The following is a 16,761-nucleotide window of genomic DNA, read 5'->3' as shown; positions in this document are numbered from 1 at the left end:
TCCCAGTACCCCATCCTCCCCCTCCTCCGCGCCGTCATGACGGCCGCGCCGGCCGGTGGTAAAGCACCCGGATGCTCGACGACCTCCCCGCCGCCTTTGGGCGCTACGTGCTGACGCGCCTGATCGGCGAGGGCGGCATGGCCGAGGTCTACCAGGCCAGCGTGCGCGTGGCCGAGGGGCTGACCAAGTGGGTCGTCATCAAGAAGATTCGCGCCGACTTCGCGGACGATCGCGACTTCACCCGGATGTTCGTGGACGAGGCCAAGATCGCCTTGAGCCTCAACCACGCCAACATCGTCCAGGTGTTCGACTTCGGCCAGATCCGCGGGACCTTCTACCTGGCCATGGAGCTGATCGAGGGCATCGATCTGATGCGCCTCTTCCACATGGTCCGCGCCGACGAGGAGGCATTCCCGGCGGTGATCGGGGCCTACGTCGGCCACCAGGTCGCCTCGGGGCTGGCCTACGCCCACCGCAAGTGTGACGACTACGGCGCGGCCCTGGGCATCGTCCACCGCGACGTCAGCCCGCACAACCTGATGATGAGCTGGGAGGGCCAGGTCAAGATCCTCGACTTCGGCATCGCCCGCACGCGCAAGGCCTGGGACAAAGAGCACGCGCCGCCCGAGGTCGAGACCATCAAGGGCAAGGTCGCCTACATGTCCCCGGAGCAGTCCATGGGTCGACCCGTGGACCAGCGCTCGGACATCTACTCCCTGGGCGTGGTGCTCTACGAGCTGCTCACCGGCGAGCTGCTGTTCCGCACCCGCGATCGCCTCGAGGCCCTCGCCCGGGTCCGCGCCGAGCCGATCCCCCCGATCGTCGAGCGCGCCCCGGATCTGCCCGACGAGCTCGCCCACATCGTCGACAAGGCCCTCGCCCGGGATCTCGATCAGCGCTGGCAGTCGGCGCGAGAGATGCAGTCGGCCCTGGCCCAGTTTCTCCACCGCGCGGATCCGGTGGTCGACGACGAGGTCCTCAGCCAGTTCCTGGGCCGCTACCGCGAGGAGGACAGCGCGCTGGCGCCCCCCCGCCTGCCCCCGGGGCGCAACCAGCAGTCGCGCCTGTCCTTCGTCGAGACCCGCGAGCTCGGCGACAGCGGCGTGCCCGTGGGCCCCGTGCGCAGCGCCGGCCGCTGCGTGCTGCTCCACGCCTGCTTCTGCGCCCAGGACGAAGACGGCGGCACGAGCGGCCGCGAGCTCCACGGCCGCGCGGACAGGCGCCCCCTCCTCGACCTCGTCGAGGACCTCGCCTTCAAGCGCGAGGCTCACGTCCACCGCCTCGACGCCGACGGCGCGATGCTGGTCTTCGGCACCACCTTGGGCGCCGGCGACGACGCCGAGCGAGCCCTGCGGGTCGCCCTCGCCCTGCGCGAGAGCGTGGCCGAGTACGCCCCGGGCACCGCCTTGGGCCTGGTCTTGCTGACCACCCACCTGACCATGGTCCGCAGCGAGGACGGGAAGCTCTTCGTCGAGCTCCCCGATGGCCTCGCCGAGCAGCTCGAGCGCGTGGCCGAGCACGCCGTCGAGGAGCCGATCATGGTCGCCGGCGAGCTCGTCGAGCGCCTGCGCCGGAGCTGGCGCCTGGGTCAGCCCGGCTGGCTGGATCCGCAGATCCCAGAGGAGGCCGCCGGCTCGCCCTGGGCCGCCGACTTTCAGCGCGTCGCCCCGGTCCTCGGCCCGCTGACCGAGGCCGAGCGGCGCAGCCAGCAGGCCCGCCTGGGTCGCCGCCAGCTCTACGGCCGCGAGCTCGAGCTCAAGACCCTGCGCGACGCCTTCGCCGAGGCCATCCGCGGGCCGCGAAGCCGCAGCTTGCTGATCCGCGGCGCCGCCGGCCTGGGCAAGCGCGCGCTCATCGATCGCTTCGTCGCCTCGCTGCCCTCGGGCGCCTGCGTGGTCCTGCGCGGCGTCGGCCAGTGGTCGACGCGAAACCAGCCCCTGGGCGTGTTCTTGACCCTGCTGCGCCGGTTCTTGCGCATCGAGTCCGACACCCGGGTCGAGACCATCGCCCGCAAGCTCGGCGACTACGGCGTGCGCGAGGCCGAGGAGCTCGCCGAGGCCCTGGTCTCCGCCCTCGGGCTCTACTACGGCGAGCGCAGCCGCAGCGCGGGCGCGGAGCACCTCGATCCCCAGCAACGCCGCGAGCGCATCGGCCGGCTGATCCGCCGCCTGGTCCGCTCCTTGGCCCAGCGCCGGCCGGTGCTGATCGTCATCGAGAACATGCACTTCATCGACGAGCCCAGCTTGCGGGTGATCGTCGACTGGGCCGAGGCCAGCCACCCGCTGCCGATCCTCGGGGTCTCCACCTCGCGACCGGGCCCGCGCGCCGAGGCCCTCGCCGCCAAGGAGAGCGTGGGCGTCATCGATCTCCGCGAGCTCGATCCCGAGGCGGCCCGCGAGATGATCCTGCGCCGCTTCGAGGACCCCGGCGAGGCCGCCCAGCTCGCCGAGGCGATCCTCGCCCGGACCGGCGGGCACCCGCTCTTCATCGAGGAGATCCTCGCCTCGCTCCTGCACCGCGGCACCGTGGCCTGGAACGCCCAGGCGCGGCACCTGGTCGTCCGCGAGCGCGGGGCCGAGATCGAGCTCCCGCCGAGCATCGAGGGCGCGCTCCAGGCCCGCGTCGACGAGCTCGCCCCCGACGAGCGCGAGACCCTGCTGGCCGCCGCCGTGCTCGGCCGCAGCTTCCGCGCCGCCGAGCTCGGCGAGCTGCTCGAGCGCCCCGTGACCCGCAACCTCCCGAGCCTCGTCGAGGCCGGCCTGCTCGAGCGCGACCTCGGCGACGAGGGCGAGGGCGCCGGGGCCTTCGCCGAGGGCGACGACGAGATCCTCCACTTCTCGACGGTCAGCCTGCACGAGGTCTGCAAGGCCCAGCTGCCCCCGGGCGCCCTCGCCCAGCTCCACGGCCGCGCCGCCGAGATCAAGCAGGCCCGCCACGACTTCACCCCGGGCCGCGACGACGGGCCGATCGCCGATCACCTGATGCACGCCGGGCGCTTCGATCAAGCGGTCGCCCCGGCCATGCGCGCGGCTCGACACGCCGAGAACGTCGCCGGCAACGTCGAGGCCTACTACTACCTGACCCAGGCCCTGCGCGCCCTCGAGCCCGACGATCCCCGGCGCTTCGACGTGCTCTTGCAGCGCGAGCCTATCCTCCGGGCCTGGGGCCGCCGCCGGGCCCAGGGCGCCGATATCCGCCAGCTCCTGGCCGTGGCCGAGAGCGCCGAGGAGCCCGAGCGCGACGAGCGGATGGTCGTGGCCTCGCTCCGGCTGCTGCGCTTCTACCTCGAGTGTGGGCGCACCCACCGGGCCACGCGGCTGATCCCGCGGCTCCAGGCCAAGGTCCACGGGCTGCGCGAGAGCGAGCGCTACCTGGCGATCCTCGGCGAGCTCGAGAGCGAGCTGATGTTCGCTCGCGGCCAGTTCGAGGAGGCCGAGACCATCGCCCGCGACGCCATGGCCTTTTGCTCGAGCGACACCCGCGGGATCAAGCAGCGCGTCCGCCTGCTGCGGGCCATGGGCCAGGTCCAGCTCGGCACCGGGCGCCTGCCCGAGGCCAGCGAGACCTTCCGCGAGGCCCTGCACCTCGCCCGCAGCATCGGCCACCGCCGCCTCGAGGCCGAGGCCCTCAACAACATCGGCGAGGTCGCCGGCCGCAGCACCCGCTACCAAGAGGCCATCGACTGCTTCAAGGCCGCGCTGTCCATCGACCGCGATCTCGGCGACCGCTTCGCCACCGGGGTCAAGCTCGCCAACTTGGGCCTCGCCTACACGGCCATCGGCCTCTACCGCCGGGCCGAACGCTACCTCCGCAAGGCCCTCGAGCTCCACGAGGCCATCGGCCACCCGGGGCTGCTCAACGAGGTCATGGTCAGCCTGGGGATCGTCGTCGCGCGCCTCGGCGATCCCTCCGCCGCCCACGCCCTGCTGACCGACGCCGCCAAGGTCGCCGCGCGCCGCGGGGACGTCCGCACCGAGCTGCGCGCCGAGGTCCGCCTCGCCAGGATCCTGATCACCACCCCCGTCGACGAGCAGGGCGAGGCCCACCCCGACCCCGCGGCCATCGAGGAGGCCGAGGGCATCGCCCGCCGCGTCTACGAGCGCGGCCGCGCCGAGGGCCTGCGCTCGGCCACCGCCCGCGCCGCCCACGTGCTCGCGGCCATCGCCGACACCGAGGCCGACCCCGAGCGCGCCATCGAGCTCGAGCGCGACGCCGTCCGGCTGATCCGCGCCGGCGCGGCCCCCCTCGACGGCGTCCGCTCCCTGCACCACCTCGGCCTGCTGCTGCGCGCCCGCGGCAGCGAGTCCGAGGCCCGGACCTTGCTCTCCGAGGCCGCCTCCATGGTCCAGAGCCGCCTCGACGACCTCCGCGATCACGAGCTGCGCGAGGGCTACCAGTCGCTCCCCGACGTCCAGCGCATCCTCGCCGACGGCGGCTGGGGGATGCTATGATCGCCGCCGTGAAGCGCGAGCGCACCGTCCTTGCGACGCTCCTGGCCGCAGCCCTGGCTGCCCCGCTGACCGGCTGCGTGACCTCGAGCGAGCTCGTCGCCGCCGACGGCTCCCACCGACTGATCGCCCGCGACAGCCAAAGCGGGATCACCGTCGTGCTGACCACCGAGTCCTGGGCCGGCGACAGCAACTATGGCGACGACCTCACCGTCGTCCACGTGCTCGTCGCCAACATGGGCAGCGATCCCGTGCTCCTCGCCCCCGGGGACTTCGAACTCCACGATCGGCGAGGCTTCCGCTACGTGCTCTACGACGCCGGCGGTGCGTTCGCGGCCATGCCCGCGGATCAGGCCGCCGGGCACCAGGGCGAGATCCCCTACGACCCCGGCCGCAGCCTCGCCTACGAGAGCGTGCGAACCCAGGATGGCGAGCTCGGGCGCCTCGCCCTGCCCTGGGGCGTCCTGCTCCCAGGTACCCAGATGCGCGGCTTCATCTACTTCGACGACGTCCGCGACAGCGCCAACCACGCCACGCTGAAGTGGCACGCCCAGACCCCCGAGCACCGCCCGCTCGCGGACTTTGGCTTCGCGCTCCACGTCGCGCGCCTGCGCTGATCAGCCCGACTCGAGACCGGCAAAACCCAATGAAAAAAGCCGCCCTCCTCGCGGAGAGCGGCTTTTTCATGACGTCGCTCCGCTGGGCTCAGCCAGGGAGGATGCAGATCCCGACGTTCTCGTAGCCGGGGAGCTCCTCGCCTTCCTCCCAGAAGGTCACGCACTCGGTGTCCCCGTCGAGGCACTGCGGATCATCGATGTCGCAGTAGCCGGCGCAGCAGGCCGAGCCCGCGCAGTTCGGCAGCACGGAGGCGTCGAGGCAGACCATGCCCTCGTCGCAGTCATTGATGTAGCCGCACTCCTCGTTGAGCTGCAGGCCCTGCGAGGTGGCGATGCACTGGAAGCTGTCCACGGCCCAGTAGCAAGCCAGACCCGAGGCCTCGCAGTCCTGAAGCAGCGGATCGCAGTTTTGGATGCACAGCGTGATCGAGCCGTCGTTGGCGATCAGGCAGCTGGTGCCCACATCGCAGCTCGGATCGTCGGGCGATCCGTCGCAAAACGCGGTGCAGACGCCCACAGCGACGCCGTCGACGTCCTGCGCGTCCCAGCACACCGAGTCAGTGCCGCAGGTGTCGGTCGCCTCGATGATGCCGTCCCAGGTGCACTCGTCGCCGATGGAGCCGTCGCCCAAGATGGTGACGCACTTGTTGGCGTTCCACGAGTTGCCGCCGTCGTTGGCGTAGGGAACGCACTTCTCGCCATCGGGGCAGTCCTGCGCCCAGGGGTCACACTCGGCGACCGAAGGCATGTCGACGTTCAGGAAGGTCGTTCCCTCGTCCTCCGTCGTGTCGTCGTCGGTCGTGGTGGACGTGGTCCCCTCCTCGCCCTCTTCACCGGTCGACTCCCCGGCATCGTCGTCCGTGCCATCACCTTGGGTGGTGGTCGTAGTCTCCGTGTCGGCGGACTGGTCATCCTTGGGGCAGCCAGTGAGCGTCAAGCTCATCGCGCCGCCAATCAACGAAAGCACAAGCGTCTTTTTCATGATCCCTCGAGTCGAACTGAAATTTTGGAGCTGGGGGGTTTTCATCCGCAGGCGCAAGATTTGCCGGATGTCGCAAGCCGGCACGCATTTCTCGCGCTGAGCACCAATGCTCTCTCTGATAGTTACATGACTGAATAAGTCTCGCAAGACAATTGTGCCTGACAAATCTACTTTTCTGGACAAAATGACACAAAAAGTCGTCATCTGATCCAGAAATTAGATTAACTGGGGCAACTCGAATTACTGAACGACCTTCATCTGGCCCCTGATCGATATCGCGCTCCCAATCTGGAGGCCTGGCTGAGTGGAGTGAAACCTCAAAAGTGGCACCGATGTCAACGGCAACCTGCGCGGGCATTACCCCCTCCCCTGCTCGGACCTGCTCTGGCTTGCCCGGACCTGGAGCAGACGTGGAGCAACCCGCTCAACGCGCATGGTCGAGGGGTCATCGAATGATCGAGATCGCCGATTAATTGGGTTTCGCGGGCGATCTTCCAGCATTTAGGGTCGCTTATGTCGTTGACACCTCGCGGACCTTGTCTCTATCCTGCGCGTCGTCGTTCTGGGCAGATTGAGCCCGCCCACGACGCCAGAGGGAGCCGGTCTTGAGCGCACCGAAGAAAGGAAAGGACCTCAGCGCCCTGAAGGCGCGTCTTGCTAAAAAGGCCGCGGCGGCCGAACCGGAGGCCCCTGCGGCCTCGGAAGCCGCGCCGCCCATCCCCGCCCCAGGCGAGGTCAAGGCAGACGTGCCCGCTCCGGGTGAGGTCAAAAAGCCGGCGATGGATATCCCGGCACCCGGCGAGGTCAACAAGCCCGCCGATATCCCCGCCCCCGGTGAGGTCAGCAAGCCCGCCGACATCCCCGCCCCAGGCGAGGTGATGCAGCCCGAGCCCGCCGTCGCGGCGGCGCCGGCCCAGGTGGCGGCTGCGGCACCAAAGGAGGACCTCGCCGAGGATCCCTTCTCTGGCGGCGTCGCCTTCAACCCTGACGCCGGGCTGCTCGACGACATTGGCGGCGACGTCAAGCCGAAGAGCAACATCGGCCTGCCGATCTTCGCGGGCATCATCGGCCTCGCCGTCGGCGTCGGCCTCGGCTGGATGTTCCACAAGTCCTCCGACGGCGGAAAGCGCTACGACGCAGCCATCGCCAAGGCCGACGACATCCAGCAGCGCGTCACCGAGATCGAAGAGAGCCGCGCCAAGATCGCGCTGAAGCTCGGCGAGGTCGAGGAGGCGATCACCGCCAAGGACGGTGACAAGGCGATCGCCGCCCTCGAGGAGTTCGAGCCCGCGGCCGTCGAGGTCGGGGATCTCTTTGGCTGGCAGATGGCCGCCATGGACCCCGCGGTCATCAAGACCATCTTCGGCCTGGCCCAGTCCGCCAACAACGTCCAGATCGACGTCAGCATCCTCAAGGGCTGGGTCAACAACAACAAGGACGTGCTGGTCGACAAGATCAAGGGACCGAGCAACTTCGTCGTCGCCGTCAACCCCGAGGCCGGTGGTGCGGTGCTCGCCGAGTTGGTCTCGGCGATCTGCGACGAGATCCCCGATCCCCTGCCCGAGGACTTCAAGCCCGAGACGCTCAAGAAGTGCGAGGGCGAGGAGATCCTCAAGGCCAAGGCCTACATCATCCGCACCGATGTCGGCGGCGACACGTCCATCGTGCCCGGTAACCAGGCGTTCTACCTGACCCCCTCCGGCGGCATCTACGGCTACGCCATCGGTCAGACCCCCGAGGCCAACGCGAAGGCTTACTTCGACCTGCTCATGTCCAAGGCCAAGTCCGAGGTCGACGAGATGGTCAAGGACAAGGATCGCGCCCTCGAGGGTATCGCCAACTACACCAGCGACCCGAAGCTGGGCGGTGACTGAGAACGCGCGCGCGCGAGTGTGGGTAACCAATCCCGCGAGAGCCGGCCTTTTGGGCTGGCTCTTTCGCTATGGGCTGTTCACCCTGATCTTGCTCGCGCTCTCGACCCTCTTCGTCGGGCGCGCGGCCTACCGCTACTTCGCGGCCGAGCTCCCCAGCCTCAGCGCCGTCGACGACTACCGCGACCAGGCCCCGGGGGTCACGCGGATCCACGCCGCCGACGGCTCCCTGCTCGCAGAGCTCGCCCGCGAGCACCGCTCCTACGCCCCGCTCTCGGACATCCCCGAGCAGCTGATCTCGGCGTTCTTGTCCGCCGAGGATCGCCGCTTCTTCGAGCACACCGGCCTCGACTACCGCGGCCTGGCCCGGGCGATGAAGGCCAATTTGCAGTCGGGCACCGTCGTCCAGGGCGGCTCGACGATCACCCAGCAGGTCGCCAAGAGCTTCCTCGCCGACCAGGACCGGACCCTCGACCGCAAGCTGCGCGAGGCGATCTTGTCGCTCAAGATGGAGTCGAGCCTCGGCAAGGGCCCGATCCTCGAGATCTACCTCAACAAGATCTTCCTCGGCCACGGGGCCTATGGCGTGCGCGCAGCGGCGAGCCGCTACTTCGACAAGGATCTCGACGAGCTCAGCCTGGCCGAGTCGGCGCTGATCGCCGGCATGGCCCAGGCGCCCAGCCGCTGGTCTCCGGTCAGCAACCCCGACCTCGCCATGCGCCGGCGCAACATCGTGCTCCGCGACATGGTCGAGGCCGGCTACATCAGCTCGGACGAGGCCGAGGCCGCCGCCGCCGAGCCCATCGAGCTGGCCGAGCTGCGCAGCGATCCCTTCCGTCGGCGGGCGCCCTTCTACGCCGAGCACGTCCGCCAGCTGACCGTCGAGCGCCTGGGTGAGGACGCCGTGCTCGCCGATGGCCTGGTCATCGAGAGCGCCGTCGCCCTGCCCATCCAGGCCGCCGCCGATCGCAGCGTCGGCAAGGCCGCCCGGGCCCTCGACCGCCGCCAGGGCTGGCGCGGGCCCGAGGCCCACCTGCGCAACGCCGACGAGCGCGAGGCCCTGCGTGAGCGCATGCGCGCCGAGTACGGCGAGCAGCCCTTCGCGGACCCCGAGCGCTGGATCCTCGGCCTGGTCAGCGACGTCCGCCAGTACGAGGCCAGCGTCGAGCTCGGCGCGATCACGACCCGCCTGACCCTGCGCCACGCCGACTGGGCCGCCCCCTACGACCCGCGCAGCGGCGTCAACGACCAGAGGACCAACAGCCTCGAGGACGCCCTCGTCGTCGGCGACGTGATCTGGGTCCGCGCCGTCCGTGACCGCGAGGGCGCCATGGTCCGCGGCGAGCCCCACGCAGAGCCCACGCCGGCAGACGGGACGGGCGAAGGCACCAAGCCCAGCGCGGGCGCCAACGCAGACAACGCCGACGAAGAGGGTCCGCTGCTGGTCGAGCTCGGCCAGACGCCCCTCGTCGAGGCCGCCTCCTTCACCTTCGATCATCACAGCGGCCAGGTCGTCGCCATGGCCGGGGGCGTCGACTACGACCGCTCCCAGTACGACCGCACGACCTCGGCCTGCCGCTCGCCCGGCTCGGTGTTCAAGGCGATCTACTACGCCCTCGCCCTCGACCAGGGCTGGCAGATGGACGATGTCCTCGAGGCCAAGGCCTGGGAGCCCGAGCCCGGCGAGGAGTGGAACCCGCGCAACATCGACAAGACCCTCGACGGCAAGGTCCTGCTGCGCACGGCGCTGATCAAGTCGCTCAACACCCCCTCGATCCGCCTGTTCCTGGCCGTCGGCATCCACGAGACCATCACCTTCGCCCGCAAGCTCGGCTTCACCTCGGAGCTGATCCCCGACAAGGGCCTGTCGCTCGGGGCGTCCTGCGTGCGCATCGACGAGCTCAGCGCGGCCTTTGGCGTGTTCGCCCGCGGGGGCAGCTTGCAGCGGCCGCTCTACATCCAGCGGATCACCGACAAGCGCGGGGTGACGCGCCTGGATCAGCGCGACCCCGAGGCGGGCGCCGTCGACATCGCCGGGCGCATCGATCGCATGGCCGCGCGCCAGCTCGAGGCCCCCGAGCAGCTCCTCGATCACCGCAGCAACTACCTGATCAGCCGGCTGCTGCGCGAGGTCGTGACCTCCGGGACGGCGACCCGGGCCAGCCACATCGGCGCGCCCGCGGCGGGCAAGAGCGGGACGTCCTCGGGCCGCTACAAGCGCGACGGCCACTGGGACGATCTCACCACCGACACCTGGTTCGTGGGCTTCACCGCCCGCCACGTCAGCGCCGCGTGGATGGGCTTCGACGACCGCAACGAGCGCTCCTTGGGCGACGAGGACGCCAGCTACACCACGGCGATCCCGATGTGGGCCGACTTCATGAAGCAAGTCGTCGGTGAGCGGGAGTACCCGCAGATCCCCGGTGAGCCGCCCGAGGGCGTGGGCCGCAAGCAGGTCGACGCGACCCACGGCGGGACGCCCGTCCCCGGGATGCCGGCGGCGACGATCTACTACCGCCAGGATCTTCGCCGCGACGGCGGCGCCGCGAACTGATCCACCTCGGGCTTCGGGAGGGCGAGCATTAATTTGCCTCCCCGGCCGGTCACGGCCCATCCTTGGCGCCGTGTTTGCTGCGCTCATCGACGGGCTGCTCGGCGCCGCGGACCAGACGATCGGCCGCGGCGCGATCGTGCTGATCTTCGCCGGGATCTTCGTACTGATCGTCGCGGCCGCGCTGAGCCTCGAGCGCCCACGAGTCCAGGCCGCCCTGGCCCGGGTCCCCCAATACCGCCGGCTCCAGCTCCTCGGCCCCGGCGAGCTGCGCTACCGCGGCATGGTGTCCCTGGGCCTCGGCCTGTGCAGCCTCGCCGCGATGCTGACGGTCGAGCTGCTGCTCGCCGACACCCCCGTGCACGCCTGGCTCTCGCCCTGGGGCAGCATCTCCCTGGGGCTGATCGCCGTGGTCGCAACCACGATCGGCGCGGCCTTCCTCGAGCGCGCCGCTCACCTCGACGGCCTGCGCTGAGCCACGGGTCTCTCCCCCGCGTGGGGGGCCCAAATTGAACCAGCGGGAGCCAGGCCTGCGCCCGACTCCCGCCGTGTTCGTGAGCAGCGAGGCTGCCTGTGCCTACTCCTCGAGCTCGCCGCGCAGCTCGTTGCAGCGATCGGCGTCCTCGATCATGTTGCCCTCTTCGTCGTAGCAGATGTCGCTGCCGCCGAGGACGTCGCTGACCGAGTCGGTGAACTCGCCGTCGTCCTTGCGCGTGGGCAGGCGCTCGCCGTAGCGCTCCTCCGCGTCACCGTCGACCACCGAGATGACGTAGGCGCCGTGCACGGCGCTCATGTCGAAGGCGCGCACGCGGTCGTTGTCGGCGGTGTTCCACTGCACGTAGTCGGCGAGCTTAATCTGCGTCTCCTCGTCGACGATCATCTTGCTCTCGGGGCTGGCCCCGAACCACTTCTTGAACTTCTGGTCGAGGACCTGCTTGTAGTCCATGCCCTCCCACGACTGCAGGCCGTAGGCGTAGACGATCTTGTAGAGCTCGCCGTCCTTGAAGAAGAAGAACTTCTTGAGGGTCGGGGACTTGACCCAGACCATCTCCTCGCCCTCGTTGTCCACGAACTCGTGGGCGATCAGCGAGACGCCCCAGCGGTGGTGAGCCGCCTCCTCGAAGCGCACGTGGTTCTTGGCGATCTCGGCGATCTGCTCGCGCTTCCACTCGCGGTTGCGGTCTTGCTCGTTGGGGTCCTTGGTCTTGGCCTGGAGCTCGGCGTACTCGTCCTCGATGTCCTTCTCGAGCTGGCCCATCACGGTGCGCACGTCCATGCCCCAGCGGAAGCGGCCAATGAGCTTGCGCGCGCCGTAGGCAGCGGTGACCTCCGGCTGGGGGTCGACCATCTTGCACTCTTTGTTCTTGCCCTTGCCCGTGCACTTCTCGACGGGGTCGGCGAGGGGCGGCAGCTCCTCGCGCTTGCCGTAGCTCTCGTCGAGGGCCCCCTCCTCGTCGTAGTCGCTGTACTCGCGCGAGCCGACCAGCGACTCCTCGTTGGAGAGATCGGGATCGTCCGTGTTCTCGGGCGGCTTGCAGCCGAACTGAAGGGACATCCCGAGCAGGAACACCAATGGGGCGCAGGTCGAACGCTTCATGCTTCCTCGGTGGCGCGAAACGTACCACATTGGGCGCGATCAGGCGCAGAGCGGGGCGGGAGTTTCCCCGCACGCCCGGGCCCGAGACCCGCGGCTCAGGCTCGGACGCGGGTCTTGGCGCCGGCCATGCGAAGCACCCTCGCAAAGTGGGCGCGATCGACGGGCTGAACAGATAGGCGCTGGCCTCGCTGAACCACCGCCATGCCCTCGAGCGCACCGGCCTCGGCGGCCTCTCGCAGCGCGTCGAGGCTCACGAGCTCGGAGAACTTCTCGACGAACTCGACGTCGACCTGCCACCAGCGCGGATCCTCGGGATCACTCTTCGCGTCGTAGTACTTGGACTCGGTGTCGAAGGCCGTGGGATCCGGGTAGGCCTCGGCCGCGACGCGCGCGACCCCGGCGACCCCGGGTGGCTTGGCGTTGGAGTGATAAAAGAGCACGAGGTCGCCCACGGCCATTTCATCGCGCATGAAGTTGCGGGCCTGGTAGTTGCGGACCCCGTCCCAGCCCTCGCTGCTCACGCGCTCGAGATCGTCGATGGAGAAGACCTCGGGCTCACTCTTCATGAGCCAGTATCGTCGGGCCCTGCGTGCCATGGCCGGCGTGTAGCACGGGTCCGGTGCCGACCCCAAGCGCGCCCTGACCACCGTGGGCACGCGGGACACGCGTCACGGCGAGCCTCGCTCGGCCCACGCGCGGCCCCCCGCTCACGGGCCCCTAGGAGCCCGTGGTGGAACCCAGCGCGGCTCCTAGATCAGCCCTCGTCGAGCCCGGGCGTGCGCAGGCGATCGACGAGGCGATAGAGCAGCTGGTGGGCGGCGCGGGGCGTGAGCACGTCTGGATCGCAGTCCTCGAGCTCCGCGATCACGTCCGCGAAGGCCGGAGAGAGCGCGCCCTCCCCTCCCCCTGTCGATCCCGCGGGCTCGTCGACCTCGGCGCCCGGACGCGGGGCGAAGAGATCGAGCTGGGCGCTGGGCGCCGCCCGCTCCTGGGCCTCGAGGCGATCGAGGATGCGCTGGGCTCGACGCAGCAGCCGCGCGGGCAGCCCGGCCAGACGACCGACCTGGATGCCGTAGCTGCGCCCCGCCGGCCCGGACTCGACGCGATGCAAGAACACGATCTTGCCGCGGTGCTCGTGCACGGCCACGTGGACGTTGCGGACCCCGGCGAGCCGCGCCTCGAGGCCGCACAGCTCGTGGTAGTGCGTCGCGAACAGCGTCCGGCAGCCGACCTGATCGTGGAGGTGCTCGGTGATCGCCCAGGCGAGCGCGAGGCCGTCGAAGGTCGCGGTGCCCCGGCCGATCTCGTCGAGCAAGACCAGCGAGCGCGGGCTGGCCTGGGCGACGATCTGCGCCGTCTCGCGCATCTCGACCATGAAGGTGCTCTCGCCCCGGCCGAGGTCGTCCGCGGCCCCGACCCGGGTGAACACGCGATCGACGAGGCCGATGCGCGCCGCCTGTGCGGGCACGAAGCTGCCGACGTGGGCCAAGATGGTGATCAGCGCGACCTGGCGCATGACCGTGCTCTTGCCGCCCATGTTCGGCCCCGTGATCACCCACAGGCGCGGCGTCTCGGCGCTGCCGTGGGTGCCCGCGGCCAAGGACGCGTCGTTGGGCACGAAGCGCCCGGCGCCCAGGGTCCGCTCGACCACGGGGTGGCGGCCGTCTTGGATCTCGAGCTCCGGGGTCTCGACGAGCTGCGGGCGCACGTAGCCGTGGGCCTCGGCGACCTCGGCCAGGCCGGCGAGGACGTCGAGGGTGGCCAGGGACTCGCCGAGCTCGATCAGCCGCTCACCGGCGGCGCTGACCTCCGCGCGCAGGGCCTCGAAGAGCTCGAGCTCGCGGCTGAGCGCGATGGTCTGGGCGTCGAAGACCTTGGCCTCGAGCTTGGCGAGCTCGTCGGTCACGTAGCGCTCGGCGTTGACCAGGGTCTGCTTGCGCACCCAGCCCTTGGGCACCTTCTTGATGTGCGCCTTGGGGACCTCGAGGAAGTAGCCGAACACGTTGTTGTGCTTGACCTTGAGGCTGGGGATCTCCGTGGCCTCGCGCTCGCGCGTCTCGATCGCCGCGAGCTTGCTGCGCCCGCCGGCCGCCAGCTCGCGCTGCTCGGCCAGCACCTCGTCGGCGCTCGAGCGGATCATCCCGCCCTCGCGGGTGATCGCCGGGGGCTGATCCACGAGCTTGTCCACGAGCAGCGCGTGGACGTCGGTCAGCAGGTCCTCGCCGAGGTCGAGGAGCGCCGGCGGGCGCTTGTCCGTGCGCCGCGAGGCCAGCTCGGCGAGGAGCTTGGCCAGGCCGGGCACGGCCTCGAGGCTGGCGCGCAGGGCCCCGAGCTCGCGCGGGCTGATCGTGCCCAGGCGCGCGCGCGCGGCCAGGCGGATCACGTCGCGCACGTCCTTGAGCCGCGACTGCAGCTCGCTGCGCAGGCGCGGCTCGGCGATCAACGCCGCGATCGCGTCCTGGCGAGCCTCGATCTGCCCGAGGTCGAGGAGCGGCGCGCCCAGCCAGGCCCGCAGCGCCCGGGCGCCCATGGCCGTGCGCGTGTGATCGACCACCCACAGCAGCGAGCCGCGGCGCTGGCCGTCGCGCAGGGTCCTGAAGATCTCCAGGTTGCGCAGCGAGGTCTCGTCGAGGATCAAGTGGCGGCTGGGCTCGTGGCGACGCAGGCGGTGGAGCAGCAGGGTCTGCCCGGGCTGCGTGGCCTCGGCGTAGGCCAGCGCCGTGGCCGCCGCCGCCGCCTCCTCGTCGCGCAGCGCCTCGCTCACCTGGGTCCCGCCCTCTTCGTAGAGGTGGCGGATCCGCGGCAGCAGCGAGGCCGGATCCGCGGCCCCGTCGAGGGTCGCGCCCGTGGCCATGGCCGGACACTCGGGTCCGAGCTCGGTCTGTAGCCAGCCGTGCAGCGCCGGCGCGGCGAGGATCTCTCGCGGCGCCAGGCGGGCGAGCTCCGCCCGGAGGTCCTCGGGGCGGCGGCAGGCCATGATCACGAACTCGCTCGACGAGATGTCGAGGGCCGCGACCGCGGCGGTGATCGCCTCGCCGCTCCCCGCCTTGCCCTCGGCGCCAGCACCAACACCGGCCTTGGACTTGCGCCCCGACTTCTTCGACGCCTTCTTCGACTTCTTCTTTTGGGCCGCCGGCGCGGTGATCACTGGCGGGAGCTCGCCCTCGGCGATCTCCACCGCCCGGGCCCCGGGGATCAGCGCGACCAGGTAGTTGGGCTCCTCCCCCCGCAGGTGCTCGTCGTCGAGCAGCGCCCCGGGGGTGACCACGCGGACGACCTCGCGGCGGACGATCTTGTTGGGCCCCTTGCGCTTGCGCGCCTCTTCGGGCGACTCCATCTGCTCGACGATCGCGACCTTGAAGCCGCGCTCGACCAGCGTGCGCAGGTAGCCGCCGATGGCGTGATAGGGCACGCCGGCCATCGGCACCGGATCCTCGGCGTTCTTGTCTCGGGTGGTGACGGCGATGTCGAGGACCGGGCCGACGGTGATCGCGTCCTCGAAGAACATCTCGTAGAAGTCGCCCATCCTGAACATCACGATGGCGTCGGGGTAGCGCGCCTTGATGTCCAGGTACTGGCGCATCACCGGGCTGTCGGCCGAGTTGTGCGGAGCTGGCACCGGCCCTTTGTACGCGATCCCCCCGAATACGAAAAAGGGGCCCCCAGGGGCCCCTCTTCGCTCACGCGCGGGTGACTGCGCGATCTACAGGCTGACCACGTAGGCGATCACGTGCTCGGACTTCTCGAACGTGGCCTTGGCCGCGAGGGCCTCCTCCCAGCTCTCGAAGGAGCCCAGGCGGACGCGGTAGAGCACGCGGCCGCGGACGTCCTGGTCCTCGATGCGCACGTCGTGACCGTTGTGGCGCAGCTTCTCGGCCAGCTTGTCGGCGTCCTCCTGGCGGGAGAAGGCCTTCATCTGGAGGGTGAAGCGCTTGCCGCCCGACTTCTGCTCGGGCTTGGCGGCCTCGGGCTTGCTCGCCGGCTTGGCGGCCTCCGGCTTGCTCGCGGGCTTGGCGGCCGCGGGCTTCTTCGCCTCGGGCTTGGCCGCGGCGACCTGCTTGGCGACCTCGGGCTTGGCCTGCTCGACCTTGGCCGAGGCCAGGATCTGCTGCTCCTCGTCGATGCGCGCGTCGATCTGGGCCTGCTCGGCCTCGCGCTGCTCGGCGAGCTTGCGGGCGGCGATCTCTTCTTCGTTGGCCGGCGGGACCTCGGGGTCCCGGGTCGGGGGGATGTCTTCGGCGTCCGACTGCGACAGGCCGCTCTTGAACGCGAAGCGCTCATCCTCCTCGGCCTCCTCCTCGTCGAGGAGCGAGAGCGAGGACGGCCCCGCGGCGACCTGCTGGCCCGGCTCCCACTGGAGCCGACGCCCGGTCATGATGCCGAGGGCGAACACGAAGCAGCCCACGACGGACAGGCCAAAGAACAAGAAGAAGATCTGCCGGTTGTCGAGGGAGAGCTCGACCTTGTCCTTCCATTTATGCATTTCGCGCATGTTGTTCCTTCGACTCCTGGGGAGATCTCGTGAAGATCTCTTCTGGCCTAGACCATCCGCGCACGTTCGGGAAAAAACCCGCGAAAGCGAGGCGCCTCCGAACGACCTGCGGGCAACGCACCTGGCGCCCAAGCACCCCAATCCCCCGTGAGCCCGACCTGCCCGCAACGGGCGATCCTCGCCTGCGACGAGCGTCGTCTGCA

Annotated in this window: 10 protein-coding genes; 5 read left to right on the top strand and 5 right to left on the bottom strand. The window is 70.1% G+C overall.

Annotated elements, in window-relative coordinates:
- The first annotated feature begins 71 nt into the window (after nt 1–71).
- Together G6O69_RS26615 and G6O69_RS26610 are read left to right on the top strand one after the other, a co-directional pair.
- Nucleotides 72–4,451, top strand: coding sequence for a serine/threonine-protein kinase (locus G6O69_RS26615; RefSeq protein ID WP_172306313.1), 4,380 nt, complete (start codon nt 72–74; stop codon nt 4,449–4,451).
- An 8-nt stretch (nt 4,452–4,459) separates the two neighbouring features.
- The gene (locus G6O69_RS26610; protein WP_172306312.1) at nt 4,460–5,065 is read left to right on the top strand and encodes a hypothetical protein; all 606 of its coding nucleotides are present in this window, start codon (nt 4,460–4,462) and stop codon (nt 5,063–5,065) included.
- Nucleotides 5,066–5,153: 88 nt separating this feature from the next.
- Here G6O69_RS26610 and G6O69_RS26605 read toward each other — a convergent pair whose 3' ends face one another.
- On the bottom strand, nt 5,154–6,008 hold the full coding sequence (locus G6O69_RS26605) for a ribulose phosphate epimerase (protein WP_255215885.1): 855 nt from the start codon (nt 6,006–6,008) through the stop codon (nt 5,154–5,156).
- A gap of 644 nt (nt 6,009–6,652) precedes the next feature.
- On the opposite strand from G6O69_RS26605, the gene G6O69_RS26600 reads away from it, so the two are divergent.
- The 3 genes from G6O69_RS26600 (at nt 6,653) to G6O69_RS26590 (ending at nt 10,944) form a co-directional block, all read left to right on the top strand.
- Nucleotides 6,653–7,921 carry a hypothetical protein gene (locus G6O69_RS26600; RefSeq protein WP_172306310.1) on the top strand — a complete coding sequence of 423 codons (1,269 nt, stop codon included), beginning with the start codon at nt 6,653–6,655 and terminating at the stop codon, nt 7,919–7,921.
- A 49-nt stretch (nt 7,922–7,970) separates the two neighbouring features.
- Complete coding sequence (locus G6O69_RS26595; RefSeq protein WP_172306309.1) at nt 7,971–10,472, top strand: PBP1A family penicillin-binding protein; 2,502 nt, start codon at nt 7,971–7,973, stop codon at nt 10,470–10,472.
- Nucleotides 10,473–10,542: 70 nt separating this feature from the next.
- Nucleotides 10,543–10,944 carry a hypothetical protein gene (locus G6O69_RS26590; RefSeq protein WP_172306308.1) on the top strand — a complete coding sequence of 134 codons (402 nt, stop codon included), beginning with the start codon at nt 10,543–10,545 and terminating at the stop codon, nt 10,942–10,944.
- 102 nt (nt 10,945–11,046) lie between these two features.
- Here the strand turns inward: G6O69_RS26590 and G6O69_RS26585 are convergent, their stop codons facing one another.
- From G6O69_RS26585 to G6O69_RS26570, 4 genes are all read right to left on the bottom strand, one after another.
- Nucleotides 11,047–12,066: a hypothetical protein gene (locus tag G6O69_RS26585; RefSeq protein ID WP_172306307.1), complete on the bottom strand. Its 1,020-nt coding sequence runs from the start codon at nt 12,064–12,066 to the stop codon at nt 11,047–11,049.
- Between the two features lie 95 nt (nt 12,067–12,161).
- Nucleotides 12,162–12,662, bottom strand: coding sequence for an EVE domain-containing protein (locus tag G6O69_RS26580; RefSeq protein ID WP_172306306.1), 501 nt, complete (start codon nt 12,660–12,662; stop codon nt 12,162–12,164).
- A 158-nt stretch (nt 12,663–12,820) separates the two neighbouring features.
- A complete protein-coding gene (gene mutS, locus G6O69_RS26575) occupies nt 12,821–15,685 on the bottom strand; it encodes a DNA mismatch repair protein MutS (RefSeq protein ID WP_172306305.1) in 2,865 nt (954 codons plus the stop codon).
- Between the two features lie 84 nt (nt 15,686–15,769).
- Nucleotides 15,770–16,549 (bottom strand): SPOR domain-containing protein, encoded by a 780-nt coding sequence (locus G6O69_RS26570; protein WP_172306304.1) that lies wholly within the window; start codon nt 16,547–16,549, stop codon nt 15,770–15,772.
- Nucleotides 16,550–16,761: the final 212 nt, after the last annotated feature.

It is taken from the genome of Pseudenhygromyxa sp. WMMC2535, assembly GCF_011083025.2.
The sequence above is the reverse complement of the archived record's forward strand: the minus strand, read 5'-3'. Positions and strand labels throughout refer to the sequence as shown.

Excerpts from the sequence above, each read along its gene's own strand:
- G6O69_RS26615 (WP_172306313.1), top strand. The coding sequence starts at position 72 with ATGCTCGACGACCTCCCCGCCGCCTTTGGGCGCTACGTGCTGACGCGC.
- G6O69_RS26605 (WP_255215885.1), bottom strand. The coding sequence starts at position 6,008 with ATGAGCTTGACGCTCACTGGCTGCCCCAAGGATGACCAGTCCGCCGAC.
- G6O69_RS26585 (WP_172306307.1), bottom strand. The coding sequence starts at position 12,066 with ATGAAGCGTTCGACCTGCGCCCCATTGGTGTTCCTGCTCGGGATGTCC.
- G6O69_RS26580 (WP_172306306.1), bottom strand. The coding sequence starts at position 12,662 with ATGGCACGCAGGGCCCGACGATACTGGCTCATGAAGAGTGAGCCCGAG.
- G6O69_RS26570 (WP_172306304.1), bottom strand. The coding sequence starts at position 16,549 with ATGCATAAATGGAAGGACAAGGTCGAGCTCTCCCTCGACAACCGGCAG.